23 protein-coding genes are annotated in these 26,167 nt (G+C 72.7%); 6 read left to right on the top strand and 17 right to left on the bottom strand.

Going from position 1 to position 26,167, the window contains the following annotated elements:
* Positions 1 to 11: 11 nt before the first annotated feature.
* A complete protein-coding gene (locus ACIF8S_RS01090) occupies positions 12 to 833 on the top strand; it encodes a PaaX family transcriptional regulator C-terminal domain-containing protein (RefSeq protein ID WP_399996591.1) in 822 nt (273 codons plus the stop codon).
* Positions 834 to 846: 13 nt separating this feature from the next.
* Here ACIF8S_RS01090 and ACIF8S_RS01085 read toward each other — a convergent pair whose 3' ends face one another.
* Positions 847 to 3,234 carry a bifunctional salicylyl-CoA 5-hydroxylase/oxidoreductase gene (locus ACIF8S_RS01085; protein WP_399996590.1) on the bottom strand — a complete coding sequence of 796 codons (2,388 nt, stop codon included), beginning with the start codon at positions 3,232 to 3,234 and terminating at the stop codon, positions 847 to 849.
* Positions 3,235 to 3,239: 5 nt separating this feature from the next.
* The gene (locus tag ACIF8S_RS01080) at positions 3,240 to 4,067 is read right to left on the bottom strand and encodes an enoyl-CoA hydratase family protein (RefSeq protein ID WP_150154232.1); all 828 of its coding nucleotides are present in this window, start codon (positions 4,065 to 4,067) and stop codon (positions 3,240 to 3,242) included.
* Positions 4,068 to 4,381: 314 nt separating this feature from the next.
* Between ACIF8S_RS01080 and ACIF8S_RS01075 the strand changes: the two genes are divergently transcribed.
* Positions 4,382 to 4,825 (top strand): ATP-binding protein, encoded by a 444-nt coding sequence (locus ACIF8S_RS01075; protein ID WP_399996588.1) that lies wholly within the window; start codon positions 4,382 to 4,384, stop codon positions 4,823 to 4,825.
* Positions 4,826 to 4,857: 32 nt separating this feature from the next.
* Here ACIF8S_RS01075 and argF read toward each other — a convergent pair whose 3' ends face one another.
* The 5 genes from argF to ACIF8S_RS01050 all read right to left on the bottom strand — a co-directional run bounded on the left by argF (position 4,858) and on the right by ACIF8S_RS01050 (position 12,448).
* On the bottom strand, positions 4,858 to 5,865 hold the full coding sequence (argF, locus tag ACIF8S_RS01070) for an ornithine carbamoyltransferase (protein ID WP_399996587.1): 1,008 nt from the start codon (positions 5,863 to 5,865) through the stop codon (positions 4,858 to 4,860).
* Between the two features lie 73 nt (positions 5,866 to 5,938).
* Positions 5,939 to 7,162, bottom strand: coding sequence for an arginine deiminase (locus ACIF8S_RS01065; protein WP_399996585.1), 1,224 nt, complete (start codon positions 7,160 to 7,162; stop codon positions 5,939 to 5,941).
* A gap of 114 nt (positions 7,163 to 7,276) precedes the next feature.
* On the bottom strand, positions 7,277 to 9,841 hold the full coding sequence (locus ACIF8S_RS01060; protein ID WP_399996584.1) for a polynucleotide kinase-phosphatase: 2,565 nt from the start codon (positions 9,839 to 9,841) through the stop codon (positions 7,277 to 7,279).
* On the bottom strand, positions 9,838 to 11,316 hold the full coding sequence (locus tag ACIF8S_RS01055; RefSeq protein ID WP_399996582.1) for a 3' terminal RNA ribose 2'-O-methyltransferase Hen1: 1,479 nt from the start codon (positions 11,314 to 11,316) through the stop codon (positions 9,838 to 9,840). The genes ACIF8S_RS01060 and ACIF8S_RS01055 overlap by 4 nt, the downstream gene beginning before the upstream one ends.
* 208 nt (positions 11,317 to 11,524) lie before the next feature.
* Positions 11,525 to 12,448 carry an LLM class F420-dependent oxidoreductase gene (locus ACIF8S_RS01050; RefSeq protein ID WP_399996581.1) on the bottom strand — a complete coding sequence of 308 codons (924 nt, stop codon included), beginning with the start codon at positions 12,446 to 12,448 and terminating at the stop codon, positions 11,525 to 11,527.
* A gap of 265 nt (positions 12,449 to 12,713) precedes the next feature.
* On the opposite strand from ACIF8S_RS01050, the gene ACIF8S_RS01045 reads away from it, so the two are divergent.
* Positions 12,714 to 12,899: a hypothetical protein gene (locus ACIF8S_RS01045; protein ID WP_399996580.1), complete on the top strand. Its 186-nt coding sequence runs from the start codon at positions 12,714 to 12,716 to the stop codon at positions 12,897 to 12,899.
* Between the two features lie 74 nt (positions 12,900 to 12,973).
* Here the strand turns inward: ACIF8S_RS01045 and ACIF8S_RS01040 are convergent, their stop codons facing one another.
* From ACIF8S_RS01040 to ACIF8S_RS01025, 4 genes are all read right to left on the bottom strand, one after another.
* Positions 12,974 to 13,444 carry a DUF6099 family protein gene (locus ACIF8S_RS01040; protein WP_399996578.1) on the bottom strand — a complete coding sequence of 157 codons (471 nt, stop codon included), beginning with the start codon at positions 13,442 to 13,444 and terminating at the stop codon, positions 12,974 to 12,976.
* A 180-nt stretch (positions 13,445 to 13,624) separates the two neighbouring features.
* A complete protein-coding gene (locus ACIF8S_RS01035) occupies positions 13,625 to 13,987 on the bottom strand; it encodes a nucleotide pyrophosphohydrolase (RefSeq protein WP_399996576.1) in 363 nt (120 codons plus the stop codon).
* Complete coding sequence (locus ACIF8S_RS01030) at positions 13,980 to 15,200, bottom strand: ATP-binding protein (protein ID WP_399996575.1); 1,221 nt, start codon at positions 15,198 to 15,200, stop codon at positions 13,980 to 13,982. Before ACIF8S_RS01030 ends, ACIF8S_RS01035 begins: the two co-directional genes overlap by 8 nt.
* A gap of 162 nt (positions 15,201 to 15,362) precedes the next feature.
* Positions 15,363 to 15,758, bottom strand: a complete 396-nt coding sequence (locus ACIF8S_RS01025) for a cell division protein SepF (protein ID WP_024884819.1) — start codon at positions 15,756 to 15,758, stop codon at positions 15,363 to 15,365.
* A 158-nt stretch (positions 15,759 to 15,916) separates the two neighbouring features.
* On the opposite strand from ACIF8S_RS01025, the gene ACIF8S_RS01020 reads away from it, so the two are divergent.
* Positions 15,917 to 16,507, top strand: a complete 591-nt coding sequence (locus tag ACIF8S_RS01020) for a YdeI family protein (RefSeq protein ID WP_399996574.1) — start codon at positions 15,917 to 15,919, stop codon at positions 16,505 to 16,507.
* A 55-nt stretch (positions 16,508 to 16,562) separates the two neighbouring features.
* Here ACIF8S_RS01020 and ACIF8S_RS01015 read toward each other — a convergent pair whose 3' ends face one another.
* The 4 genes from ACIF8S_RS01015 to ACIF8S_RS01000 all read right to left on the bottom strand — a co-directional run bounded on the left by ACIF8S_RS01015 (position 16,563) and on the right by ACIF8S_RS01000 (position 21,248).
* Entirely contained in the window at positions 16,563 to 18,053 is a 1,491-nt protein-coding gene (locus ACIF8S_RS01015) for a glycoside hydrolase family 3 protein (protein ID WP_399996573.1), read from the bottom strand.
* Between the two features lie 9 nt (positions 18,054 to 18,062).
* On the bottom strand, positions 18,063 to 18,896 hold the full coding sequence (locus ACIF8S_RS01010) for a carbohydrate ABC transporter permease (RefSeq protein ID WP_399996572.1): 834 nt from the start codon (positions 18,894 to 18,896) through the stop codon (positions 18,063 to 18,065).
* Complete coding sequence (locus ACIF8S_RS01005; protein ID WP_399996571.1) at positions 18,893 to 19,879, bottom strand: carbohydrate ABC transporter permease; 987 nt, start codon at positions 19,877 to 19,879, stop codon at positions 18,893 to 18,895. The genes ACIF8S_RS01010 and ACIF8S_RS01005 overlap by 4 nt, the downstream gene beginning before the upstream one ends.
* Positions 19,880 to 19,967: 88 nt before the next feature.
* On the bottom strand, positions 19,968 to 21,248 hold the full coding sequence (locus tag ACIF8S_RS01000; RefSeq protein ID WP_399996570.1) for an extracellular solute-binding protein: 1,281 nt from the start codon (positions 21,246 to 21,248) through the stop codon (positions 19,968 to 19,970).
* Positions 21,249 to 21,621: 373 nt separating this feature from the next.
* Between ACIF8S_RS01000 and ACIF8S_RS00995 the strand changes: the two genes are divergently transcribed.
* A complete protein-coding gene (locus ACIF8S_RS00995; protein ID WP_399996569.1) occupies positions 21,622 to 22,386 on the top strand; it encodes a GntR family transcriptional regulator in 765 nt (254 codons plus the stop codon).
* Positions 22,387 to 22,410: 24 nt separating this feature from the next.
* Here ACIF8S_RS00995 and ACIF8S_RS00990 read toward each other — a convergent pair whose 3' ends face one another.
* Together ACIF8S_RS00990 and ACIF8S_RS00985 are read right to left on the bottom strand one after the other, a co-directional pair.
* Positions 22,411 to 23,151, bottom strand: coding sequence for a Type 1 glutamine amidotransferase-like domain-containing protein (locus tag ACIF8S_RS00990; RefSeq protein ID WP_399996567.1), 741 nt, complete (start codon positions 23,149 to 23,151; stop codon positions 22,411 to 22,413).
* Positions 23,148 to 23,741: a DinB family protein gene (locus ACIF8S_RS00985; protein ID WP_399996565.1), complete on the bottom strand. Its 594-nt coding sequence runs from the start codon at positions 23,739 to 23,741 to the stop codon at positions 23,148 to 23,150. Before ACIF8S_RS00985 ends, ACIF8S_RS00990 begins: the two co-directional genes overlap by 4 nt.
* Positions 23,742 to 24,632: 891 nt before the next feature.
* Here ACIF8S_RS00985 and ACIF8S_RS00980 point away from each other — a divergent pair.
* Positions 24,633 to 26,111, top strand: a complete 1,479-nt coding sequence (locus tag ACIF8S_RS00980; RefSeq protein ID WP_399996564.1) for a sugar transferase — start codon at positions 24,633 to 24,635, stop codon at positions 26,109 to 26,111.
* Positions 26,112 to 26,167: the final 56 nt, after the last annotated feature.

Below are 26,167 nucleotides of genomic sequence, written 5' to 3'. Positions count from 1 at the left end.
CACGACCTAAGATGATCAACGTGTCCGACCAGCATGCTCCACGGTCTCTCATCGTCACGCTCTACGGCGCCTACGGCCGCTTCGTACCGGGCCCGGTGCCCGTCGCGGAGCTGATCCGGCTGCTGGCCGCCGTCGGCGTGGACGCCCCGTCCGTGCGTTCCTCCGTGTCCCGGCTCAAGCGGCGCGGGCTGCTCCTGCCCGCCCGCACCGCACAGGGCGCGGCGGGCTACGAACTGTCCGGTGAGGCGCGCCAGTTGCTGGAGGACGGTGACCGGCGGATCTACGCCACCGCGCCGCCCGGTGACGAGGGCTGGGTGCTCGCGGTGTTCTCGGTGCCGGAGTCCCAGCGGCAGAAGCGGCACCTGCTGCGCTCCCGGCTCTCCGGCCTCGGCTTCGGCACGGCGGCGCCCGGGGTGTGGATCGCCCCGTCCCGACTGCACGAGGAGACCCGGCACACCCTTCAGCGCCTGCGCCTGGACGGGTACGTCGACCTGTTCCGGGGCGAGCACCTCGGGTTCGCGGCCACCGCGGAGGCGGTCGCGCGCTGGTGGGACCTGGAGGCGATCGCGGAACGGCACGAGGCGTTCCTCGAGCGGCAGGCGCCCGTGCTGCGGGCCTGGGAGCGGCGCGCGGACACCCCGCCGGAGGAGGCCTACCGCGACTACCTGCTCGCCCTGGACTCCTGGCGTCACCTGCCCTACACCGACCCGGGCCTGCCCGCCGCGCTGCTCCCCGCCGACTGGCCCGGCACCCGATCGGCGTCCGTCTTCCAGGCACTGCACGAGCGACTGCGCGACGCGGGCGCCCGGTTCGCGCTCCCGGAAGCCGGCTGACGCCCGGCGGGGGTCACGCCCCGGGCGCCGGGGCCTCGGCGAGCGGCGGGCCGGAGAGGGTGAGCCGGGGTTTGGGGGCGTCGGTGCGGCCGGTGCGCGGCGGGCGGCTGCCCGCGCGGTACTGCGGGGGCCAGGCCACGCCCGGGCCCTCGTAGCCCTGCTCGGCGGCCGCGTGCAGCGTCCAGTGCGGGTCGTACAGGTGCGGGCGGGCCAGCGCGCACAGGTCGGTGCGCCCGGCGAGGATCAGGGAGTTGACGTCGTCCCAGGAGGAGATCGCGCCGACCGCGACCACCGGGACGCGGACCTCGTTGCGCACCCGGTCGGCGAACGGCGTCTGGTAGGAGCGGCCGAACTCCGGTTCCTCGTCGGCCACGACCTGCCCGGTCGAGACGTCGATCGCGTCGGCCCCGTGCTCGGCGAAGGCGCGCGCGACGGCGACCGCGTCCTCCGCCGTCGTACCGCCCTGCGCCCAGTCGGTCGCGGAGATCCGCACGGTCATCGGCCGGTCCCCCGGCCACACCGCGCGCACCGCGTCGAACACCTCCAGCGGGAAGCGCAGCCGCTTCTCCAGGGAGCCGCCGTAGGCGTCGGTGCGCCGGTTGGTGAGCGGTGAGAGGAAGCCGGAGAGCAGATAGCCGTGGGCGCAGTGCAGTTCGAGCAGGTCGAAGCCGGCCCGCGCGGCGCGCACCGCGGCGGCCGTGAACTGCTCGCGCAGGTCGGTGAGCTGGGCGCGGGACAGTTCACGGGGCATCTGACTGCCCGGCTTGTACGGCAGCGCGGACGCGGCGACCAGCGGCCAGTTGCCGTCGTCCAGCGGCTCGTCCATGCCCTCCCACATCAGCTTGGTCGAGCCCTTGCGCCCGCTGTGCCCCAGTTGCACACCGACGGCCGTCCCCGGCGCGCGGGTGTGCACGAAGTCGGTGATCCGCCGCCACGCCTCCGCCTGCCTGCCGGACCACAGGCCGGCGCAGCCGGGCGTGATGCGGCCCTCCGGGCTCACGCACACCATCTCCGTCATCACCAGCCCCGCGCCGCCCAGCGCGCGGGCGCCGAGGTGGACGAGGTGGAAGTCGCCGGGCACCCCGTCGGCCGCCGAGTACATGTCCATGGGGGAGACCACCACCCGGTTGCGCAGGGTGAGGCCTCGCAGCCGGAACGGCGTGAACATCGGGGGCGTGCCGGGCGGGCAGCCGAACCCGCTCTCCACGGACTCGGTGAACCGGGCGTCGCGCAGGCGCAGGTTGTCGTGCGTGACGCGGCGGCTGCGGGTGAGCAGGTTGAAGGCGAACTGGCGGGACGGCTGGTGGAGGTAGAGGGAGACGTTCTCGAACCACTCCAGGCTGGCGCGCGCCGCGCGCTGGGTGGAGGCGACGACGGGCCTGCGCTCGGCCTCGTAGGCGTGCAAAGCGTCGTCGAGCGAGGGATGTTCGCCCAGGCAGGCCGCGAGGGCGAGCGCGTCCTCCACGGCGAGCTTGGTGCCGGAGCCGATGGAGAAGTGGGCGGTGTGGGCTGCGTCGCCGAGCAGCACGACGTTCCCGTGCGACCAGTGTGCGTTGACCACCGTGCGGAAGGTGGTCCAGGCCGAGTTGTTGGAGCGCAGCGGGCGTCCGCCGAGCGCGTCGGCGAAGATCTTGGCGCAGCGTTCGACGGACTCGGTCTCGTCGAGCTCGTCGAACCCGGCGGCCCGCCACACCTCTTCGCGCATCTCGACGATCACGGTGGAGGCGTCCGCGGAGAAGGGGTAGCCGTGCAGTTGCATCACGCCGTGCTCGGTCTCCGCGATCTCGAAGCGGAAGGCGTCGAAGGCGAAGTCGGCGGCCAGCCAGATGTAGCGGCAGCGGTGCGCGGTGACGGTCGGGCGGAAGACGTCCGTGAAGGCCGCGCGGGTGGTGCTGTGCACGCCGTCGGCGGCGATCACCAGGTCGTACGTCTCCGCGAGGCGGGCCGGGTCGGGCGCCTCCGCGCGGAAGCGGAGGTCGACGCCGAGGGCGCGGCAGCGGTCGTGCAGGATTTCCAGGAGGCGGCGCCGGCCGAGGGCGGCGAAGCCGTGTCCTCCGGATGTGTGGCGGGTGCCGCGGTGGACGATGTCGATGTCGTCCCAGCGGACGAACTCCGCCTGGAGGGCGGTGTGGACCTCGGGGTCGGCGTGTTCGATGCCGCCGAGGGTCTCGTCGGAGAGGACGACTCCGAAGCCGAAGGTGTCGTCGGGGGCGTTGCGTTCCCAGAGCGTGATGTCCCTCGTCGGGTCCAGGCGTTTGAGGAGGGCTGCGGCGTAGAGGCCGCCGGGGCCTCCTCCGACGATCGCCACGCGTAGGGGGTCGTTGTTCGCCTTCGTCGGCGGGTGCGGTTTCGTTGTGCCTGGTCGCGCGGTTCCCCGCGCCCCTGAGGGGGTCGACAGCATCGGGGTCACCTTCCCCGCCACTTCGGGGGGCGCTTCTCCGTGAAGGCGGCGTGGAACTCCGCGTAGTCCTCGCCGTGCATCAGGAGGGCCTGGGTGGAGGCGTCCAGTTCCACCGACGCCGCGAGCGGCATGTCCAGCTCGGCCGTGAGCAGGGCCTTCGTCTGGGCGTACGCGAGCGCCGGGCCGTCGGCAAGGCGGCGGGCCAGGTCCCGGGCCGCCGTGTCCGCGCCGCCCTCGTCGGCGAGCGCGCTGATCAGGCCGATGCGTTCGGCCTCCGGCGCGTGCACCGGCTCGCCCAGCATCAGCAGCCGGGTGGCGTGACCGAGGCCGACGACCCGGGGCAGCAGGTAGGCCGCGCCCATGTCGCCGCCGGACAGGCCGACCCGGGTGAACAGGAAGGCGAAGCGGGCGGTGGGGTCGGCGACCCGGAAGTCCGCGGCCAGCGCGAGGACCGCGCCGGCGCCGGCCGCCACCCCGTGCACCGCGGCGACCACCGGGAACGGGCACTCCCGTACGGCCCGGACCACCTGGCCGGTCATCCGGTTGAAGTCGAGCAGCCGGGCGGTGTCCATGCCGAGGGTGGCGCCGATGATCTCGTCGACGTCACCGCCGGAGCAGAAGCCGCGGCCCTCGCCGCCCAGCACCAGGGCGCGCACGGCACGCTCCCGGGACAGCTCGGCGAGCAGGTCGCGCAGGTCGGCGTAGGCGCCGAAGGTGAGCGCGTTCAGTTTGCCGGGGCGGGCGAGGGTGACGGTGGCGACGCCGTCGGCGAGCTCGACGCGCAGATGCTCCCAGCGCGCGGTGCGGGCGGCGGAGCCGGTGAAGGGACTCATGAGGGCGGCCTCCTCGGGCGGGCACTGCGCGGCTCACTGAGGTCTGCCCCTCGAAGTTATCACCTGTCGGTGACTGTCGTCATGACTGCGCGATACGCCGTTCGGGCGCCGTCACACGCGTCACGGATCGTCGACGCCTAGGTAACGGTGCGGGCGGGCGCGCGAGGCGGGGCCGCGGCGCGGGTAGGCCGCCGGTGCCGGGGCGCAGCTCCGGACGGCGCGCCCCGGCAGGGCCGCGGTACCGCCCCTCCCCGGGCGGGGCCCGGGTTCCGTGCGCCGTACCATGGGCACTCGAACACGGGAGCGCCTGCTCCATGAACGGAACCACTGTGTACGAACCCCCCGCCGCACCCACCTCCTGGCGCGTCGCGCTGCCGCACACCACCGCGGCCGTGCCGGTCGCGCGTGCGCTGGTGCGCACGGCGCTGGCCGAGCGGGAGCACACCGCCGACTGCGACACGGCGGAGCTGCTGACGGCGGAACTGGTGGCGAACGCCGTGGAGCACACCTCGGGCCCCGCCCCGATAGAGCTGGTCGTACGGCTGCTGCCGACCGGTTTCCAGGTGGAGGTGCACGACGCCGACCCGAGGCCGCCCCATGACCTCACCCGGCCCAACCCCGACCTGCCCGACCCGTGGCAGGAGCACGGGCGTGGGCTGCTGCTGATCCGTATGCTCAGCTCGTCCTGCGGGCACCGCCCCACCGAGTCCGGCAAGGCCGTGTGGTTCCGGCTGCCGGGCCAGCGGCGCCCGGTCTGAGTCTCCGGGGCCGCCGGACCGGCGCCGGCGGCTCAGCCGAGGGTGGCGACCAGGATCGCCTTGATGGTGTGCATGCGGTTCTCGGCCTCGTCGAAGACCAGCGAGTGCGCCGACTCGAACACCTCGTCGGTCACCTCCAGCGACTCGAGGCCGTGCGTCTCGTACACGTCCCGTCCGACCGCGGTGCCCAGGTCGTGGAAGGCCGGCAGGCAGTGCAGGAAGCCGACGTCCGGGTTGCCGGTGGCGCGCAGCACGTCCATGGTCACCGCGTACGGCGCGAGGGCGGCGATCCGCTCGCCCCAGACGTCCTTGGGCTCCCCCATGGACACCCAGACGTCGGTGGCGACGAAGTCGGCACCGGCCACCCCCTCGGCGACCTCCTCGGTGAGCGTGATGCGGGCGCCGCTGGTCACGGCCAGCTCGCGGGCCCGGTCGACGACCTCCTGCGCGGGCCAGTAGGTCTTCGGGGCGACGATGCGCACGTCCATGCCCAGCAGGGCCGCGGTGACCAGGTAGGAGTTGCCCATGTTGAACCGGGCGTCGCCGAGGTAGGCGAAGCCGATCTCCGTCAGCGGCTTGTCGCTGTGCTCGGTCATGGTGAGCACGTCGGCGAGCATCTGGGTGGGGTGCCAGTCGTCGGTGAGGCCGTTGTAGACGGGCACGCCGGCGTGGGCGGCCAGCTCCTCCACCTTGTCCTGGCTGTCGCCCCGGTACTCGATCCCGTCGTACATCCGGCCCAGCACCCGGGCGGTGTCCTTCACGGACTCCTTGTGGCCGATCTGCGAGCCGGAGGGGTCGAGGTAGGTCGTGGAGGCGCCCTGGTCGGCGGCGGCGACCTCGAAGGCGCAGCGGGTGCGCGTCGAGGTCTTCTCGAAGATCAGCGCGATGTTCCTGCCGCGCAGGTACGGCGTCTCGGTCCCGGCCCGCTTGGCGGCCTTCAGCTCCGCGGCCAGCTCCAGCAGGCCGCGGAACTCCTCCGCGGTGAAGTCGACCTCCTTGAGGAAGTGACGGCCGGCGAGGGGGGTCGGGACTGTCGCCATGGGGGCGCTCCAGGGATGGGGGACACGAACCATGGAAGTCTATACGACGATCCGCAATTTTATACAGCGCTGTCTATACGGCGTCCCGCTCCACGGGACAGCTCATGCAGCGCGGCCCGCCCCTCCCCCGGCCCAGCTCGCTGCCCGGGATCTCTATCACCTCGATGCCCTGTTTGCGCAGGTGGGTGTTGGTGGTGGCGTTCCGCTCGTAGGCGACGACCACGCCCGGTTCGACCGCCAGCACGTTGCAGCCGTCGTCCCACTGCTCCCGCTCGGCCGCGTGCACGTCCTGGGTGGCGGTCAGCACGCGGATCTCGCTCAGGCCGAGCGCGGCGGCGATCGCCCGGTGCATGTGCTCCGGCGGGTGGTCGGTGACCTTCAGCTCCTTGTCGTCGGCGCCCGGCTCGATGGTGTAGGAGCGGAGCATGCCGAGGCCCGCGTACTGGGTGAAGGTGTCGCCGTCGACCATGGTCATCACGGTGTCGAGGTGCATCAGCGCGCGTCTCTTCGGCATGTCCAGGGCGACGATGGTGCGGGCCGAGCCGACCGCGAACAGTTTGTGCGCGAGCATCTCCACGGCCTGCGGGGTGGTGCGCTCACTCATCCCGATCAGCACCGCGCCGTTGCCGATGACCAGCACGTCCCCGCCCTCGATGGTGGACGGGTAGTCGGCCTGCCCCTCGGACCAGAGGTGGAAGGACTCCTTGCGGAACAGCGGGTGGTGCCGGTAGATCGCCTCGAAGTGCACGGTCTCGCGCTGCCGGGCCGGCCACCGCATGGCGTTGATGGCGACCCCGTCGTAGATCCAGGCGGAGGTGTCGCGGGTGAAGAGGTGGTTGGGCAGCGGGCCGAGCAGGAAGTCGTCGAGCTCCATGGCGTGGAAGCGCACGGACACCGGCTCCGGGTGGGCGTCCAGGAACTCCCGCTTGGTCGTCCCGCCGACCAGCACCTCGGCCAGCTCCGGCGCGGGCAGCGTCTCGAACGCGGCACGGAGGTGGTCGGTGGCCAGCGGACCGTACTCCTTCTCGTCGAAGACCCGGTCCAGGACGAGCGCGCGGGCCTCGGGCAGCTCCAGCGTCTCGGAGAGCAGGTCGCCGAAGAGGTGGACGGTGACACCGCGGTCGCGCAGCACGTCGGCGAACCCGTCGTGCTCGGCGCGCGCCCGGCGCACCCAGAGCACGTCGTCGAAGAGCAGGGCGTCCTTGTTGCTGGGGGTGAGCCTTTTGAGCTCGATATCGGGCCGGTGCAGGATGACGCGGCGCAGCCGCCCGGCCTCGGAGTCGACGTGGTAGGTCATGCCTCCATCCTGACCGCCCGGACCCGGGTTCACCCCTGCCTGCCGCGAATCCCGTCCGCCGCACGCGGAGCCGCGGCGGGGGCGGAGGGCGCCGGCCCTCCGCCCCCGCCCGCCTCACAGGCGCGGGTCGACCGGCTCCGACTCCAGGGCGAGGACCGCGAACACCGGCTCGTGGACCCGCCACAGCGGCTCCCCCTCGGCGAGGCGGTCCAGGGCCTCCAGACCGAGCGCGTACTCGCGCAGCGCGAGGGACTGCTTGTGGCCGAGGAAGCGGGACCGCAGCCGGGCCAGGTTCTCCGGGCGGGTGTACTCGGGACCGTAGATGATCCGCAGGTACTCCCTGCCCCGGCACTTGATGCCGGGCTGCACCAGGCGTCCGGCGCCGTCGCGGGCCAGGGCCTCGACCGGCTTGACGACCATGCCCTCGCCGCCGCGTCCGGTCATTTCCAGCCACCAGTCCACGCCGGCCCGCACCGACTCGGGATCGGCGGTGTCGACGTAGAGCCGGCGGGTGGTCTGCAGCAGGCCGGTGCCGTCGTGCTCGACCATGCGGTCGAGCAGGGCGAGCTGCCGGTCGTGCGGCAGGGCGGCCAGGCTGCGGCCCTGGACGGCGAGGATCTGGAACGGCGCGAGGCGCACGCCGTCCAGCCCGTCGGTGGTCCAGCAGTAGCGGCGGTACGCGTCGGTGAACCCCGCCGCCGATCCGGCGCGCTCGCGCTGCCGGTCCAGCAGCTCCCCCACGTCCACCCCGCGGGCCGCCGCGCCCTCCAGCGCCGACAGGGCGGCCGGGAACACCGCGCCGGCCGCGGCGCCGACCGCCGCGTACTGCGTGCGCAGCAGCCCGGACGCCTTCAGCGACCAGGGCATCAGCTCGGCGTCCAGCAGCAGCCAGTCCGTCTCCAGCTCCTCCCAGAGCCCGGCCTCGCCGGCCGCCGTGCGCAGCCGGCCGAGTATCTCCTCGGCGACGGCGGCGTCGTCGAAGAACGGCCGGCCGGTACGCGTGTACAGCGACCCCGTCCCGCCCCCCGCCGCGCCGAAGCGCCGGGCCGCCACGCCCGCGTCGCGGCACACCAGGGCGACCGCGCGCGAGCCCATGTGCTTCTCCTCGCACACCACCCGGGCGACGCCGTCCTGCTCGTAGCGGGCGAAGGCCTCCACCGGGTGCTCCAGGTAGCCGTCGAGCTGCGAGGTGGCGGTGGGCGCCATGGTCGGCGGCAGGTACGGCAGCAGCCGCGGGTCGAGCGCGAAGCGGCTCATCACCTCCAGGGCCGCCGCCGCGTTCTCCTCGCGCACGGACACCCGGCCCATGTGCCGGGTCTCCACCACGCGCCGGCCGTGCACGTCCGCCAGGTCCAGCGGGCGCCCTTCGTGGCCGCCGGGAGCCTCGCTCCGCAGCGGACGGACCGGCTCGTACCAGACCTGCTCGGCCGGTACGTCGACCAGCTCGCGCTCCGGCCAGCGCAGCGCGGTGAGCTTGCCCCCGAACACGGCGCCGGTGTCCAGGCAGATGGTGTTGTTGAGCCAGGTCGCCTCGGGCACGGGCGTGTGGCCGTAGACGACGGCGGCCCGGCCGCGGTAGTCCTCGGCCCACGGGTAGCGCACGGGCAGCCCGAACTCGTCGGTCTCGCCGGTGGTGTCGCCGTAGAGGGCGTGACTGCGGACCCGGCCGGAGGTGCGGCCGTGGTACTTCTCCGGCAGGCCGGCGTGGCAGACCACGAGGTTGCCGCCGTCGAGGACGTAGTGGCTGACCAGGCCCTCGACGAACTGCCGTACCTCGGCGCGGAACTCCTCGCTCTCGCCCGCCATCTGCGCGACGGTCTCGGCGAGTCCGTGGGTGAGCTGCACCTTGCGGCCCTTGAGGTGGCGGCCGAACTTGTTCTCGTGGTTGCCGGGCACGCACAGGGCGTTGCCCGACTTCACCATGGCCATCACGCGGCGCAGCACGCCGGGGCTGTCGGGCCCCCGGTCGACGAGGTCGCCGACGAACACCGCGGTGCGGCCCTCCGGGTGGACGCCGTCGACGTAGCCCAGCTTCCCGAGCAGCGCCTCCAGCTCGGCGGAGCAGCCGTGGATGTCGCCGACGATGTCGAACGGCCCGGTGAGGTGGGTGAGGTCGTTGAACCGCTTCTCGGTGACGACGGTCGCGTGCTCGATCTCCTCCACGCCGCGCAGTACGTGCACCTTGCGGAAGCCCTCGCGCTCCAGGTGGCGCAGGCCGCGCCGGAGTTCCCGGGTGTGGCGGCGGATGACCCGGCGGGGCATGTCGGCACGGTCGGTACGGGCCGCGTTGCGCTCGGCGCACACCTCCTCGGGCACGTCCAGCACGACGGCGATGGGCAGCACGTCGTGCTGCTTGGCCAGGTCGATCAGCTGGCGCCGGGCGTCCTGCTGGACGCTGGTGGCGTCGACGACGGTGCGGCGGCCGGCCGCGAGGCGCTTGCCGGCGATGTAGTGCAGCACGTCGAAGGCGTCACGGGAGGCGCTCTGGTCGTTCTCGTCGTCGGCGACCAGACCCCGGCAGAAGTCGGAGGAGATCACCTCGGTGGGCTTGAAGTGCCGCCGGGCGAAGGTGGACTTGCCCGAGCCGGAGGCACCGATCAGCACGACCAGGGACAGGTCGGTGACCGGCAGCGTACTGCCGCGTGCGGCGGCGGTGTCGGTGTCGGTGATGGTGGTCATGCGGCCTTCGCCTCCTTCGGGGTGTCGATCTTCGGGGTGTCGAGCCGGAACACGGCCATCTGGGTGGGCGGTCCGACCTCGGGGTCGTCCGGCCCGACGGGCAGGAACTCCACGGCGTAGCCGTGCCGTTCGGCGACGGTGCGGGCCCAGCCGCGGAACTCCTCCCGGGTCCACTCGAAGCGGTGGTCGCCGTGCCGGACGTGCCCGGCCGGCAGGCTCTCCCAGCGCACGTTGTACTCGACGTTCGGGGTGGTGACACAGACGGTCCGGGGGCGGGCCGACCCGAACACCGCGTACTCCAGGGCGGGCAGCCGGGGCAGGTCGAGATGCTCGATCACCTCGCTGAGCACGGCGGCGTCGTAGCCCTTGAGGCGCTTGTCGGTGTAGGCGAGGGAGCCCTGGAGGAGGGTGACGCGGGACGCCTGCCGCTCCCCCATGCGGTCCAGCTTCAGCCGCCGGGAGGCGATGGTGAGCGCCCGCATCGACACGTCGACACCGACGACCTCGGTGAACGCCGGGTCCCTCAGCAGCGCCTGCACCAGCTGGCCCTGGCCGCAGCCGAGGTCCAGCACCCGGGCGGCGCCGGACGTCCGCAGCACGGACAGGATCGCCTCGCGGCGCTGCACCGCGAGCGGGGCCGGCTTCTCCTCCTCCTCGGTCTCCGGCTCGACGGCGTTGTCGAGCTCGTCGACCTCGCTGTCGTCCGCCTCGGCCAGCCGGACCAGCTCCAGCCGCTCCTTCGCCTGACGGGTCAGCGACCAGCGGTGCGAGAGGTAGCGGCGGGTGATCAGCTCCCGCTCGGGGTGCCCGGGCAGCCAGCCGTCCCCGACGCGCAGCAGCTTGTCGACCTCGTCCGGGGAGACCCAGTAGTGCTTGGCGTCGTCGAGGACGGGGAGCAGCACGTAGAGGTGGCGCAGCGCCTCGGCGAGGGTGAGGGACTCGGCCTGGAGGGCCAGGCGTATGTAGCGGGAGTCGCCCCAGTCCGGGAAGGCGGTGTCCAGCGGCACCGGTTCAGCGGTGACCGTCCAGCCGAGCGGCTCGAAGAGGCGGCGGACCAGTTCGGCGCCGCCGCGTGCGGGCAGCACGGGAACCTCGATGCGCAGCGGCCGCGGGGCGTCCGGCAGCTCCGGGCGGGCCGTGCACACGCCGCGCATGGCACTGGAGAAGACGGCGCCGAGGGCGACCGCGAGGAGTGAGGAGGCCGCGTAGGGACGGTCGTTGACGTACTGCGCGAGGGCGGCGTCGGGGGCGCCGCCGCGGCCCTTGCCCTTGCCGCGCCGGACCAGTGCCACCGCGTCGACCTCCAGCAGCAGCGCCGCCGTGCAGCGCTCGGCGTCCGCCTCGGGGTAGAGGACGTGGGCCGTGCCGTACGACGTGGAGAACGCCTGCGCCTTCTCGGGATGCTTGTGCAACAGATAACCGAGGTCGGTCGCCGGACGCTGCGCGGAGCCGGTGGTACTGATCGTCAGGAACACGGGGTCACACCTCGAGACACCTTCTGAGCTGCGGGTACACACCGGGATTCCGGTGTCGGCCCAACGTACAGGGAAGGTCTCGCGGCGGTCCGTGCATTTTTCGTACCGGGGCGCGGGGACCCGGGGGCGTACGTGGAGCGGGGCCGTCCCCGGTGGGGACGGCCCCGCTGCGGAACCGGGTCGAAACGACCGGGTGAGGACGACCGGGTCAGGACAGCTGGGACTGGACCTCGGAGGAGATCAGCTCCAGGTGGTCCAGGTCGGACAGGTCCAGGACCTGGAGGTAGATACGGCTGGAGCCGGTCTCGGCGTAGCGGCCGATCTTGTCGACGACCTCGGCCGGGGAGCCCGCGAGGCCGTTGGCCTTGAGCTCGTCGGCCTCGCGGCCGATCGCGGCGGCGCGGCGGGCGACCTCCTGGTCGTTCCGGCCGACGCAGACCACGAGCGCGTTCGAGTAGACGAGGTCGCCGGGGTCGCGTCCGGCCTCGCGGGCGGCGTCGCGGACCCGCTGGAACTGGGCCGCGGAGTCCTCGACCGACGCGAAGGGGATGTTGAACTCGTCCGCGAAGCGGGCCGCGAGGCGCGGGGTCCGCTTGGCGCCGTGGCCGCCGATCAGCACGGGCACCTTGGACTGGGCCGGCTTGGGCAGCGCGGGCGACTTGGTGAGGTCGTAGTAGGTGCCGTGGTGGTCGAAGGTCTTGCCGGACTCGGTGGCCCACAGGCCGGTGACGATCTCCAGCTGCTCCTCGAGGCGCGCGAACTTCTCCTTGGGGAAGGGGATGCCGTACGCCTTGTGCTCCTCCTCGAACCAGCCCGCGCCCAGACCCAGTTCGACCCGGCCGCCGGACATCTGGTCGACCTGGGCGACCTGGATGGCGAGCACGCCGGGGAGGCGGAAGGTGCCGGCCGTCATCAGCGTGCCGAGCCGGATGCGCTTGGTCTCGCGGGCGAGTCCGGCGAGGGTGATCCAGGCGTCGGTGGGTCCGGGCAGGCCGTCGCCGGAGCCCATGCTCAGGTAGTGGTCGGAGCGGAAGAAGGCGTCGAAGCCCAGGTCCTCGGTGGCCTTGGCGACGGTGAGCAAGGTGTCGTAGGTGGCCCCCTGCTGGGGCTCGGTGAAGATGCGAAGATCCATGACTCCATCCTGCACGCTCCGGGGCGCGCGGGCGCGCGCGGATCACCGGGCGCGCCCCGGGGCCGTGCGCGTGCGCTCCCGTGGGCCACGGTCGGGTGAATCGCGGCCGGGACCCGGCGCGGGGCGTGGACCGGCAGTGACCGGGGGTGAGGAAGATCGTTGGCTCGGGCGGAGCCGGAGCACCCGGCGCCCGCGTCGGCCGGTGGGTGTGCCGGGGTGTCACTGTGTCGGCCCCCGGGTGGGGCCATGGGCTGGGGAGGCCGTCATGTCCGAGGGAAGCGTGCCGCTGCGGGGCGGGGCGGGAGACGGGCCGCCGTCGGGGCTGCTGCGGCAGATGGAGGAGCTGATGGCGGCGCTGAACGCGGACCTGTCCGCGCTGGACGCGGATCTGCGGGCCACGGGGTCGGGGCCGGGCGAGGGCGGAGCCGTGGAGGAGAGCGGGGGCCGCTGAGGGGCCCGGCGGAGGGGCGGGCGCGCGGGAGGGCCGGGCGCACGCGAGGGGGTCCTGCGGGAGGGGCGGCGCGGTCAGCCGGCCTCCCGCGCGAGTAAGGCCGCGTCGCGCTCCGCCAGCTTGCGGAGCATGTCCCGGACGCGGTCGCGCGCCTCGTCTGCCGCGTCGATGGCCTCCACGCAACTCCAGTACGTGGCCTCGTCGTCGGCGGCGCAGGCGATGCCGACGAGGGCGATGCCGACGTCGCCGAGGAGACCGCCGAGATGTGTGAGGCAGGGGCGGGTCTCGCCCAGGTCGGTCAGCTTGGCCGCACGGGGCTTGCCCGGGGTGGGCTGCGGAGGGTCCAGCACCCCGCAGCCCCGGCCGGCCAGTTCGGCCAGCCCTTGTGCCTCACCTCGCAGTTCGGGCGGGCCGGCGACGGCCAGGCGGCTCCCTATCGCCTGGGCCAGCGCCTGCGCCTGCCACACCTCGGTCAGCAGCTCCGGCACACCGACGCCGGCGGCCAGGGCCTTCCTGCTCTTCACGATGAGCCGCACAGCGTCCATGCGCTGCCCCCGTCTGTCCGACGCGCTGCCCACGCGTCCGCATCCGTTGAACTCCCTTGTTCACTACCCAGAGTGAAGCTCTGTGAGACAAAAGACCAGAGGAAGTCCGAAATCTGGGGACAACAATTCGAGCCGGGTCGACTTTTCGAACACGGAGCGTGAGAGCGGAGGGCTCGCGTCCTACGTCTCGGGCGGGGTGGGGACCGGGAACCTGTGCTCGTTCCGCTCGATCTTGCGGGCCAGGGCGTCCAGCGGATCGACGCCGAGCACCTCGCAGAACTGCAGGAGGTAGGCGAGGACGTCGGCCACCTCGTCCGTGACACGGTGCGCGGTGTCCGGGTCGTCCATCACGCGCGCGGACTCCTCCGGCGTCAACCACTGGAAGATTTCCTGGAGTTCGGCGGCCTCCACACCGAGCGCGGCGACCAGGTTCTTGGGCGTGTGGTACGGCTGCCAGTGACGCGTGGCGGCGAAGTCGGCGAGGCGGCGCTGGAGCCCGGGCAGGTCGTCGGGGCGGGTCCCCTCGGCGTGCGGATCAGTCACGCCTCAGGTGTACCACGGTCGCGCCGGGCACCCCGGCGGCCCACGTGGCGTCGCTCACCGCACCCGTCAGACGGATGTGCCCGCGTTCACACATCCGCGCCGCCAGCTTGAGGAGGGCCGCGCGCTGCGCCGGGTCCAGGGACCGGTCCAGGCCGTCGGCGAGGACGGTGAGGCACTGCAGCGCGGCCGGGACCTCGCCGGGCACGTCGGTCTCCAGCACACCGGGTCCGGTGAGCAGCACCAGCGCGAGGGCGGTGTAGCGCAGTTCGCCGTCGCCGAGCCGGCGCAGCTCGGTGCGGGTGCCGTTCCCCCGGTCGAACAGGGCACGCACCAGGCGGCCCCCGTCGCAGGGCTCGGCGAGCAGGTCGGCGACCGTCCCGGCGCAGCCGACGCGTACGGCGTCCACGAGGAGCCCGTGCCGCCGGGTGCACTCGGCCCGGGTGCGCCACAGGACGTCGGCGAGGTTGTCGCAGCCGCCCAGCAGCCGGCCGGTGCCGCCCGGGACGGGGTCGCGCATGCGCTCGGGGCGGGGGTCGCAGGGGAAGACGGAGCGCAGCGCCACCAGCATCTGCTCGGCCGCGGCGAGCACCCGGAGCTGACCGGCGGTCGTACCGGCCACGCGCAGCGGCAGCAGGGCGGTGCCGAGGCGGTCGTCGGGAAGGGGGCCACGGGTGACGGCGGTGGCGCCCGCCGTGTGCCAGGCGGCCTGGACGGCGCGCCGCCGGGGGTCGCGCAGGGCGGTCTCCAGGAGGACCAGGCCGTCGGCGGACAGCCGCTCCCCCACGATCCGCAGTTCGGGTTCGGCCTGTACGGCGACCTCCAGTCGGACCGGCCCTTCGGGCCCGTCTGCGGTGCAGCCGATGCGGAAGCCCCGGCGGCGCTGGGCGTCGGCGCGCGCCCACTCCGGCACGTAGGCGGCGGGCTCGGGGAACGCCTCGCCCAGTTCGGCCCCGCCGCCCAGCCGGGCCAGCGCCTCGTACGCGCGCAGGGCGCTGGTCTTGCCGCTGCCGCTGGGCCCGGCGAGCAGGGTGAGGTCGCCCAGGCGGAGGGTGGTGCCGCGGTGCCCGGCGAAGGCGGAGAGCAGCAGTTCGGTGACCCGTGGCAGCCCGGGCCGCCGCGTCGACCGGCCTGTGTCCGCGGGTGCGTGCGTGAGCGGTGCGGCGGGCCGCGGGAAGGTGGTCGCGACCGGCTGGGGCGGGGGCGGCGGGGTCATGTGCCGGACGCTAAACGCTCCTCACCCCGGCGAACCGTTCCGTCGCCCGGTCGTTCCTACGGACGGACGGCACGCGCCCCTCGGGAACGCCCGCACCCTCGCGCCGCACGCGCCCCTCGGGCCGCGCTCGCACGGGGCCGTGCGCGCCCCGGGCCGGGCCCGTCACGCCCCCGGTGCGCCCACGCCCTCCATGAGGCCCGTGACCTCGGTGCCGGCCGGGGTGAGGAGGAAGACGTTGCGGTCGACCCGGTGCATGCCGCTGGCGAGCCCGAAGACGACGCCCGTGCTGAAGTCCAGGACGCGCTTGGCGACGTCGGACTCCGCGCCGGTCAGGTCCAGCAGGACGGGTATCCCGGACATCAGGGTCTCGGCGACCTCGCGGGCGTCGGCGAAGACGTTCACCCGCAGGACGACGAAGCGGCGCCGCGCCTCCGTCGGGGCCTCCGGCAGGGCGCGGTGGCCCACCGCGGACGGCCACGCGTCGCGGCCCCGCAGCGGCACGACCTGGGCGAGCCCCTCCCACTGTTCGTCGGTGACATCGTGGCTGCTCACCGGCATGCTCCGTCCCCTGTCGCGCTGGCTGTCTGCATCAGCCAATTCTTACCCATGGTCACCCGTTCGGCCCAATAACGACACGCTCCGCCATCCCCCGGCGGACAACCCCCGGACGGACGGCTGACGTTGACCCCGGCGCCGCGTGCGGGTTGCATGAGCGCATGGCTGGTGAGACGGACGGTGGGACGGGCCCGGTGCTCGGCTTCGACACCCAGGAGGACTGGGAGACGTGGCTGGAGGAGCATCAAGGGGACACGGCGGGGGTGTGGTTGAGGATTCCGCGGAAGGGATCGGGGCTTCCCGGCATCGACTACGCCACCGCCCTGGAGTCGGCGCTGTGCCACGGCTGGATCGACGGGCACAAGAGGAGTCTGGACGAGACGCACTGGATCCAGCGGTTCACGCCCCGGCGCCCGCGCAGCAGGTGGTCGGCGGTCAACCGGCAGAAGGCACTCGACCTCATCGCGCGGGGCCGGATGCGGCCGGCGGGCCTGCGGGAGGTGGAGAAGGCGCAGGCGGACGGCCGGTGGGAGGCGGCGTACGCGAGTCAGCGAACGGCGACCGTCCCCGACGACCTGCGGGCCGCGCTGGAGGCGCGGCCCGCCGCCCGTGAGTTCTTCGACACGCTGGACAGCAGGAACCGTTACGCGATCCTGCACCGCGTCGAGGAGGCGAAGCGGGCGCAGACGCGTGCGGCGCGTATCGAGAAGTTCGTGACCATGCTGGCGGCAGGCGAGAAGCTGTACCCGTGACCGGCCCGGGGCTCCGCCCCGGACCCCGCTCCTCGAACGCCTGAGGGGCTGACGTTCAGCCCCTCAGGAGCGCCTCCGCCGCCGCGACTCCGCAGACGCGGGCCGCGCCGTGGGTGGCGATGTGCAGGGCGCCGCGGGGCATGGCCTGGGGGACGCCCATCTCCACGACCGCCGTGTCCGGTCCCGCGGCGAGCAGGCTGTCGAGGGCCGCGCCCATCCACGCGTGCCGGTGCTCGTCACGGACCACGGCGACGACCCGTTGGCCCCCCGCCGCGCGCAGCGCCTCCGCGCCGGCGTCCGGACCGGTGAAGTGGCCCGTGACGGTGCCCGGCAGCAGCCGTTCCAGTTCCGTGCCGACGCCCCACGGCGTCTCCGCGCCGACCGCGATGTTCGGGGCGGGGCTGAACGTGGCGACGTACACGGGCCCGGTGAGCGGTGCGGGACCGGCGGCGCGGGTGACGGTCACCGCGCGGCGGGCGGCGGCCAGTCCGATCTCCGGCGCGGGGTCCGCGACGGACGCGGGTGAGCGGCGCATGCCGGTGGTCCACTCGGCGAGGGAGCGGACCCGGGCGGCGGCGTCGGCAAGCCGCTCCTCCGGCAGTTCGCCCGAACGCACGGCGGCGACCAGGGCGTCCTGGAGGCGCTGCACCGTGCCCTCGTCGCTGAGTCCGCCGCCCACGCAGATCGCGTCGGCGCCCGCCGCGATGGCCAGGACCACGCCGTGTTCGAGGCCGTAGGTGTCCGCGACGGCGCCCATCTCCATGCCGTCGGTGACGATCAGGCCGTCGTAGCCGAGTTCGCCGCGCAGCAGGTCGGTGAGGATGCGCCGGGACAGGGTGGCCGGGCGGTCCGGGTCGAGCACCGGCACCCGGATGTGCGCGGTCATCACGGCCCGGGTGCCGGCCTCGATGGCCGCGCGGAACGGCTGCAGTTCGCGCTGGTGCAGCGTCGTGGCGTCGAGGTCGATCTGCGGGAGAGCGTGGTGGGAGTCGACGCTGGTGTCGCCGTGGCCCGGGAAGTGCTTGGTGCAGGCGGCGACGCCGGTGGACTGCAGACCTTCGACGTAGGCGGCGGTGTGCCGGGCGACCAGGGCGGTGTCGTGGCCGAAGGAGCGGACGCCGATCACCGGGTTGTCGGCGTTGGCGTTGACGTCGGCCGACGGGGCCCAGTTGAGGTTGACGCCGCACTCGGCGAGCCGGCGGCCCAGTTCGCGGGCCACCTGCCGGGTGAGGGCGGGGTCGTCGACGGCGCCGAGGGCGTGGCTGCCGGGGAAGGAGGAGCCGGTGCGGACCTCGAGGCGGGTGACGTCACCGCTCTCCTCGTCGATCGCGACCAGCAGGTCGTCCCGTTCGGCCCGCAGTTGTGCGGTGAGGGCGGCGACCTGACCGGGGTCGGCGACGTTCCGGCCGAACAGGGCGACGGAGGCGAGGCCTTCGGCCAGCCGGCGCCTGATCCAGTCGGGCGCGGTGGTGCCGGTGAAGCCCGGCTGCAGCACGGCGAGCGCGTCCCGGGTGAGGGTGTCGGTGCCGGCGGTGAATGTCGTCATCGGGTGGCGTTATCCCTTCACGGCGCCCGCGGTGAGGCCGCTGACGGCCCGGCGCTGCAGGAAGACGAAGAGGATCAGGATGGGGACGGCGAACAGGGACGAGGCGGCCATGGTCGCGCCCCAGTCGTCGCCGAACTGGGTCTGGAAGCTGGACAGCCACAGCGGCAGGGTCTGCGCACCGCCGGACTCCTTGCTGAGCACCAGCACGAGGGGGAACTCGTTCCACGCGGTGATGAAGCCGAACATGGAGGTGGACATCAGGCCCGGCGCGAGCAGCGGCAGGATGACCCGGCGGAAGGCCTGGGCGCGGGTGCAGCCGTCGACCATCGCCGACTCCTCCAGCTCCTTCGGCACGGCGGCGACGAAGCCGCGCAGCGTCAGGATGGTGAAGGGCAGGATCATCATCATGTAGAAGGCCGTCAGCGGCACCAGGCTGTTCAGCATGGAGGCGTCCCGCACGATCATGTAGATCGCGATGACCATGACCTCCCAGGGCGCCATCTGGGCCAGCATGAAGCCGATGACGAAGCCGCGCCGCCCCTTGAACCGCATGCGGGCCAGGGCGAAGGACCCGGCCAGCGCGATGGCCAGGGAGAAGAGGACGGCCAGGCAGGTGACGGTCAGCGAGTTGCGGACGTACGTCCAGAAGTGGTCGGCGTCGACCGCCGTCGCGAAGTGCTCGAAGGTGACGTTCGTCGGGAACCACACCGGGTCCTCGGCGATGATGTCGCCGGTGGGCTTCAGGGCGGTGGCGAACATCCAGTACACGGGGAAGAGGCAGGCGACGAACACGACGAGGGCCGTGGCGTTGGGCCAGACACGGCCGAAGAGCGAGCGCTTCACAGCGCGTCCTCCTCTTGCTTGAGCACGATCCTGAGGTAGTACGCGGTCAGGCCGAGCATGATCAGGATGGTCAGCACCGCGATCGCCGCGCCCATGCCGTAGTGCTGGTTGCCGACGCCCTCGATGTAGGCGTAGACGGGCAGGATCTCGGTGAGCCGGTCGGGGCCGCCGCCGTTGAAGGTGAAGACCTGGACGAACGCCTTGAAGATCCAGATGATCTCCAGGAACGTCGTGGCGTAGAGGAACGGCCGCAGGAACGGCAGGGTGACCGTGGTGAAGCTGCGCCAGGCGCCGGCGCCGTCCAGGGCGGCCGCCTCGTACAGTTCGCCGGGGATCGTGGTCGTCGCCGCGTAGAGGTTGATCGCGACGAACGGCACGGACATCCACACGATCAGCAGGGTGACGACGAAGAACGTCGACATCTGGCTGCTGGTCCAGCTGTAGTCGGCCATGGAGTGCCAGCCGAGCTTGTCCAGGACCCAGTTGACGACGCCGAAGCGCTGGGCGAAGAGCCACTGGTAGACGGTGGTGGCCGCGACCACGGGCATGGCCCAGGCCAGGACCAGGCCGATCATCAGGGTGAGCCGCATCCGCTTGCCGAGGCGGGCGAGCAGCAGACCGACCAGGGCGCCCAGCAGCATGGTGAGGGCGACGTTGACGGCCGTGAACAGGATGGAGCGGAGGGTGACCCGCCAGAAGTCCTCGCCGGTGAGGACCTCCTTGTAGTTCTCGACGCCGTTCCACTCGGTGACGTGCTGGATCAGCTGCGCCATGTTGAGGTTCTGGAACGACAGCAGCAGGTCCTTCAGCAGCGGCCAGCCCAGCAGCAGCACGGTGGCCGCACAGGCGGGCAGCAGCAAGAGGTACGGGGCGAGCGCGCCGGCCCGCGACGCGGCTCTCGGTGGGGGCCCGCCCGGTGCGGTCTCGCCCGACTTGCGGACGTCCGCCGGTCCGGAGGGCGGCCGTTCGGTCTGCACGGTCATGCTCGCGATCTCTCTTCTCGGCGTGCTCAACGCGGGGCGGGGACCGTCCGGTCGGCCGGTCCCCGCTCCGGTCGGAGCGCGTGCGCTGTTACTGCTGCTGCGCCAGGCGCTTGTTGAACTCGCCCTCGACCTGCTTCGCGGCGGCGGCCGGGGACTTGCCGTTCAGCACGGCGGTCAGGTACGTCTTGACCGGGTTGGGGTCGTTCTCGACCGCGGCCCACTCCGGGATCAGCGGCGTGGTGCCGCCGACGGCGGCGGCCGGTGCGGCGGCCTCGGCGGGGGCGTTGCCCTTGAGGTTGCCCTGCAGCGACTCCTTGTTGGGGATGACGCCGTTGAGCTTGGCGAGCTGGCCCTCGTACTTGTCGGAGAGCGCGAGCTTCAGGAACTCCTTGGCGAGCTCCTGCTTCTGGCTGCCCGCGGCGACGGCGAGGTTGGAGCCGCCGAGGAAGACGCCCTCGGGCTTGTCGGCCGTGGCACCGGGGATGGTGAAGTAGCCGATCTCCTTCTCGATGGCCGGGTTGGCCTCGATGGCGATGCCGGCCTCCCAGCCCATGCCGATGAAGGCGCCGACGTTGCCCTTGGCGAAGACCTCACCCTGCTGCGGGGTGGCCTCGTCCTTGTCCTTGGGGGCCTTGGAGAGGGCCTGGAACTTCTTGTAGGTCTCGGCGGCCTTGGCGACCTTGGGGTCGTCGAGGTTGGAGACGTACTTGTCGCCGTCCTTCTTGACCAGTTCGCCGCCCTCGCCGACGACCAGGCCGACGAAGTGGTACCAGTTCTGGCCGGGCAGGTAGATCGGCTCGGCGTCGGTCTTGGCGCCGATCGTCTTGAGCGCGGCGTAGAACTCGTCGCGGGTCTTGGGCGTGTCCTTGAGGCCGGCGTCCGCCCAGACCTTCTTGTTGTAGAGGACGACGCGGTTGGCGAAGTACCACGGCGCGGCGTACTGCTTGCCCTCGAAGACGGACGACTCGTTGAGGGACTCGGTCCACTCGCCGCCGATCTCGGTCTTGAGGTCGGCGAGGTCGGCGAGGCCACCGGTCTTGGCGTAGGCCGGGGTCTGGGTGTTGCCGATCTCGAAGACGTCCGGCGGGTTCTCCTCGGACAGGGCGGTGGTCAGCTTCTGCTGGATGCCGTTCCACTGCTGGACCTCGAACTTGACCTTCGCCTTGGTCTTCTTCTCGAACTCGGCGGTGAGGTCCTTCTGCCACTGGTCCGGCGAGGAGCCGTCCATGACCCACACGGTGAGCGTCTGACCGGCGTAACCGTCCGCGCCGGCCTTGTTGCCGCCGCCGTCGCCGTCGTCGCCACCACACGCAGCGACGGAGAACAACATGCCCGCGACCCCGATCGCGGCTATCAGCTTGCGCTTCACGCGCCACCCCTCCTCAGGAATGCCTTGCGCACCCACGCCCTCGGCGGTGACCCCCGCAACGGCGCAACAGCTCGGCGGGCTGGGACCCGGCTTCCTCTAAATGGTTTAGACCAGCAAGGGGAGCTTGGCCTAGACCTATGGCTCTGTCAAGGGTTGTCCACGAACGACTGGACAACGGAACGGGAGGTGAAACGGGGGCGGAGAACTCCACCCAAAGAGGGGCGTGTTGCAGGGTTGGACTAGACCAAATTGACGACACGCCGTTATAACGGGATCGCCGAGCGTGCGGCGCCGATCCCTGGCGGTCCGCCGACGGGCACCGCGGCCGGCCCCTGCCGTCCGCGCGCCGGACACCGCAGCCGGAAGGCAGGTCATGACTACGGACGTCAGCAGCGCCCGGGCCGACACGAGGGCGCCGGGCCGCCGGGACCGCGTGCCGAAGTACTACCGCATCAAGCAGCGGCTGCTGCAGATGACCGACGAGCGCGCGCCGGGCTCCCCGATGCCGGCCGAACGGCTGCTCGCCGTCGAGTTCGGCACGTCCCGCACCACCGTCCGCAAGGCGCTGCTGGAGCTGGTGAGCGAGGGCCGGCTCGACCGCATCCAGGGCAAGGGCACCTTCGTGGCCCGGCCGAAGGTGTACCGGACGCTCCAGCTGACGTCGTACACCGAGGACATGCGGGCCCAGGGACTCAGCCCGGCCTCGCGGGTCCTGGACATCGGGTACGTCCCGGCGGACGCGGAACTGGCGGCGCTGCTGGAGGTGGAACCGGAGGACCGGGTCCTGCGGATCGAGCGGCTGCGGCTGGCCGGGGGCGAGCCGATGGCCATCGAGGCGACCCACCTGTCCGCCCGCCGCTTTCCCGGCCTGCGGCGCAACCTCTCCCGCTACACCTCGCTCTACACCACGCTCGCCGAGGTGTACGGGGTCCGCCCGGCGGAGGCGGACGAGACCATCGAGACCTCCCCGGCGACCCCGCGTGAGGCGGGTCTCCTGGGCACGGACGTGGGTCTGCCGATGCTGCTGCTGTCCCGCCACTCGCGGGACGAGAACGGGGCCCCGGTGGAGTGGGTACGGTCGGTGTACCGCGGCTCCCGCTACAGGTTCACGGCGCGGCTGCGGCGACCGCAGGTGTGAGGGGGCCGCGGCACGAACCGGTGGTCACGTCGCGGGGACGGTGAGCCTGCGAGGCTCGATGCGCTCCTCCACCACCTTGTCCCCCTCGCGTCTGACGAGGTAGGCCCCCTTGCCGGGGACCTCGGTCACCGCCTCCACCAGTTCCGTCCCGCGGTAGACCAGACCGACTCCGTCGTCGGTGCAATGGGCCGTCGGCAGCGTTCCGTCCGCGACGAGGCGGTGCGTCAGCGGCCGTCGCCCCTCGTCCGTGTCGTAGTGCACGCCGTTGCCGTAGGGAAGGAGACCGAGGGCGTTCGTGAGCGGGCGCAGCTCCGGTCCGAACGAGTCGGTGGCTCCCCCTTCGAACCAGCACAGGGAGCCCGCGCTCACCCCGCTCAGTACGACGCCTGCCTGCCAGGCGCGGCGCATGACGCGGTCCAGCCCGTGGACGCGCCACACCGCCAGCAGGTTGGCCACGGAGCCGCCCATGACCCAGACGACGTCCTGGTCGAGCACCGTCGCCTCGATGTCCTCGACGTTGGGCATGGGGAACAGGTGCAGAGGCGTCAGATCGAATCCCGCGATCCGCGCGGCCTCTGTCATCCGGGCCGTGAAGTGCTCCGCGTCCCCTATGGCGGTGCCCACGTACATGACGCGCGGGCGCCGGCCGTGGACGCCGGAGAGGTCGACGGCGTGATGCACCAGGGCATCGAACGTCACCCGGGTACGCGTTCCGACCCGGTGCCCGCCCGAGGTGGCGACGATGGTTGGTTCCGGTGACGTCATGACCATGATCGTAGTGGTGACCCGGGCGCCCCGGCGGCCCGTTCGAGCCTTGCCCGGTGGGCCGCGCGGGCCTGCTCGTCGATCGGCCGCTCGTGCTCGGGGCGCAGCCCGGTGCGGCCGTCGAGGCCCTCACGCAGGATGTCGGCGTGGCCGGTGTGACGGACGGTCTCGCCGAGGACGTGGACCATGACGGCGAACAGGTTCGTCCCGGCACAGGGTTCCGGCCACCACGGCACGTGGCCGGGGGCGTCGAGGGCAAGCGCGTCGATCGTCGCGTCGGAGTGCTCCCACGTGCGCCGGTAGAACCCGACGACCCCGTCGCGGGTCTCGCCCTCGGCCGCCCACAGGTCGCCGCCGTCGGCGTCCTGCCACCGGGGCAGCGGCTGCGGGGACGGTCGGCCGAAGACCTCGCCGAAGTACCTGGCCTCGACGGTGGCGACGTGCTTGACCAGACCGAGGAGATTGGTCCCGGTCGCCGTCAGGGGCCGGCGGGCGTCGTACTCGGACAGGCCGTCGAGCTTCCAGAGCAGCGCCTCGCGGTCCCGCCGCAGCCGGCCGTGCAGATGGTCCTTCGCGTATGCGTCGATCACACGGCGGGAGCCTGCCACGCCCCCCTCACGGCCTCAAGATCCCGCGGGCGGTCCGAGCCACCCGGATCCGCCGGGCGCGATCCGCCTCGGAGGGGATGAACCGGAGGTTCCGCAGGGCGGGCGGGGTGGATCACCCATGTGATCTCGGACATCCGTGTCGGCGGTACGAGGTGGCCCCGCGCGCCCGAACGGGCCCGTCTCTGAGCCCGTTCGGACAGCGTCGCTCGAGGGCGGCGGAGCGGCCGGGGGCGGCTCACCGGGCGCTTACGTCCCGCCCAGGTCACCCACCCCGCGAGGCCGCCACGTGCACGGGAGGCTCCGGCGCCGTCGACACGGCCGCTCCCCCCGGTGCGACCGGCCGGACCGGGCCCGCGGGCACCGCGCGTCTCATCCGCCGCGTGTCTTACGGGAGTTGGGGATTACCGAACGCGGCCGACGGGCAGGCTCCGGCCGTCCGAATCGGCCACGTCACTTGACCACATTTTCCACACACCCTCTCTTCATACCGGCCCTGATGGTCTAGATTGACCCTGCTTCGGATGTTCAAGCCCGAGGCGACCGATTAAATGATCTTTGAGTCCGGCCCCGCGGGAAGGGACATTCCGCGGCGCCAGGCGTGGGGGTGATCACACCGCTGAGCCCCGGGGGGGCTCGGGTGCGGCACGCACCCGGGGGACCGGATGGTCCGCTCGGCTCGTTACACCGGCGCGGCCGTGTGCCGTTGCCGCCGCGACAGGTTGTTCACGTTGTTCTGACGTACTCGGCATGCCATGCACGGGAGGTGGGGGCCTCCCGGGGTGAGGAACAGCGCGGTTCGGGGGGTGGGGTCCCCCCGGCGGGAGAAACAGTGTCAGGCGCACACGTCGCATCACTGGGGACCTGGGGGGTTCTGTGCGGCAAGGGGGAGTGGTCAGCCCGTTCCCGTCGGAGCGGGGGCAGCTGGCGGACGGGCGGATCAGCAGAGGCACGGCCGACTGGGAGCACCGGTACCGCCGTACCGTGATCACCGGCGACACCGTGGCCACCGCCGTCGTGGTGGCGGGCATCGGGAACTTCTTCGGCGTCCGGGACGCCGCCGACTGGCACGAGAAGTGGGGCATCCTCGCCTTCGGCACCTGGTTACTGGTGCTGGCGGCGCTCGCGGTGAGCCGCTCGTGGGCTCCGACCGTGCTGGGCCAGGGCGCCGAGGAGTTCCGCCGGCTCGGGCGCTCGCTGTTCATGGCGACCGTGGTGCTGGCGCTCGGCGGGATCGCCCTGACCTCGCGCAACATCAAACTCTGGATCTTCGTCGCGGTGCCCGCCATCGCGCTCGTCACCATGACGATGCGGTACCTGCTGCGGCTGTGGCTGCACCGCCGGCGCAAGGAGGGGCGGTGCCTGCGGCCGGTGCTCGCCGCCGGGAGCCCCGCCACGGTGCGCGACCTGATCGCCCGCACCCGCAGGTTCCCGCATCTGGGCTGGCGGGTGGACGCGGTCTGCACCACCGAAGGGCCCGGGCTGGACGGCGACCGGCTGGACGGCGTGCCGGTGGTCGGACGGCTGGCGGACGTCGCCGAGCACGTCCGCCACGACGGCTACCGCGTCGTCGCCGTCACCCCGGACCCGCACTGGTCGCCCGACCGGCTTCAGCGGCTGTCCTGGAACCTCGAGGGCAGCGACGCCGAGATGGTCGTCGCCCCGGTGCTGATGGAGGTGGCCGGCCCGCGGCTGCACGTCGACGCGGTCCTCGGCATACCGCTGCTGCGGGTCAGCATGCCGGCGTTCACCGGGGGCCGCCGGGCGGTCAAGGGGGTCGTCGACCGGCTGGGCGCGCTGATCCTGCTGCTGGTGCTGGCGCCGCTGATGCTGCTGGTCGCGCTGCTCGTGGCGACGGACAGCCGGGGCGGGGTGTTCTACCGGCAGCGCAGGGTCGGCAAGGACGGCCGCGAGTTCACCATCCTCAAGTTCCGCACGATGATCCCCGACGCGGACCGCGTACGCGCCGCGCTCGCCGACCGCAACGAGGGCGCCGGGCCGCTGTTCAAGATGCGCCGGGACCCGCGGGTGACCCGGGTGGGGGCGGTGCTGCGCCGCTGGTCGCTGGACGAACTGCCGCAGCTGTTCAACGTGCTCACCGGGTCGATGTCGCTGGTGGGCCCGCGGCCGCCGCTGCCCGAGGAGTGCGCCGCCTACGGTCCGGACATCCGGCGTCGGCTGAAGGTCAAGCCCGGCCTCACCGGCCTGTGGCAGATCAGCGGGCGCAGCGACCTCTCGTGGGAGGAGGCGGTCCGGCTGGACCTGCGGTACGTGGAGGACTGGTCCCTCGCCCTGGACACCGTGATCTTGTGGAAGACGCTGCGCGCGGTGGTGCAGGGACAGGGGGCCTACTGATGCGCGACGGCCGTGGGGCGGCCGGCGTGGTGCGGACCGCAGGCCGAGGGGGCCTG

This window comes from Streptomyces sp. NPDC085937, from assembly GCF_044540535.1.
Lineage (GTDB): Bacteria > Actinomycetota > Actinomycetes > Streptomycetales > Streptomycetaceae > Streptomyces.
This window is presented reverse-complemented; position numbering and strand designations above follow the sequence as displayed.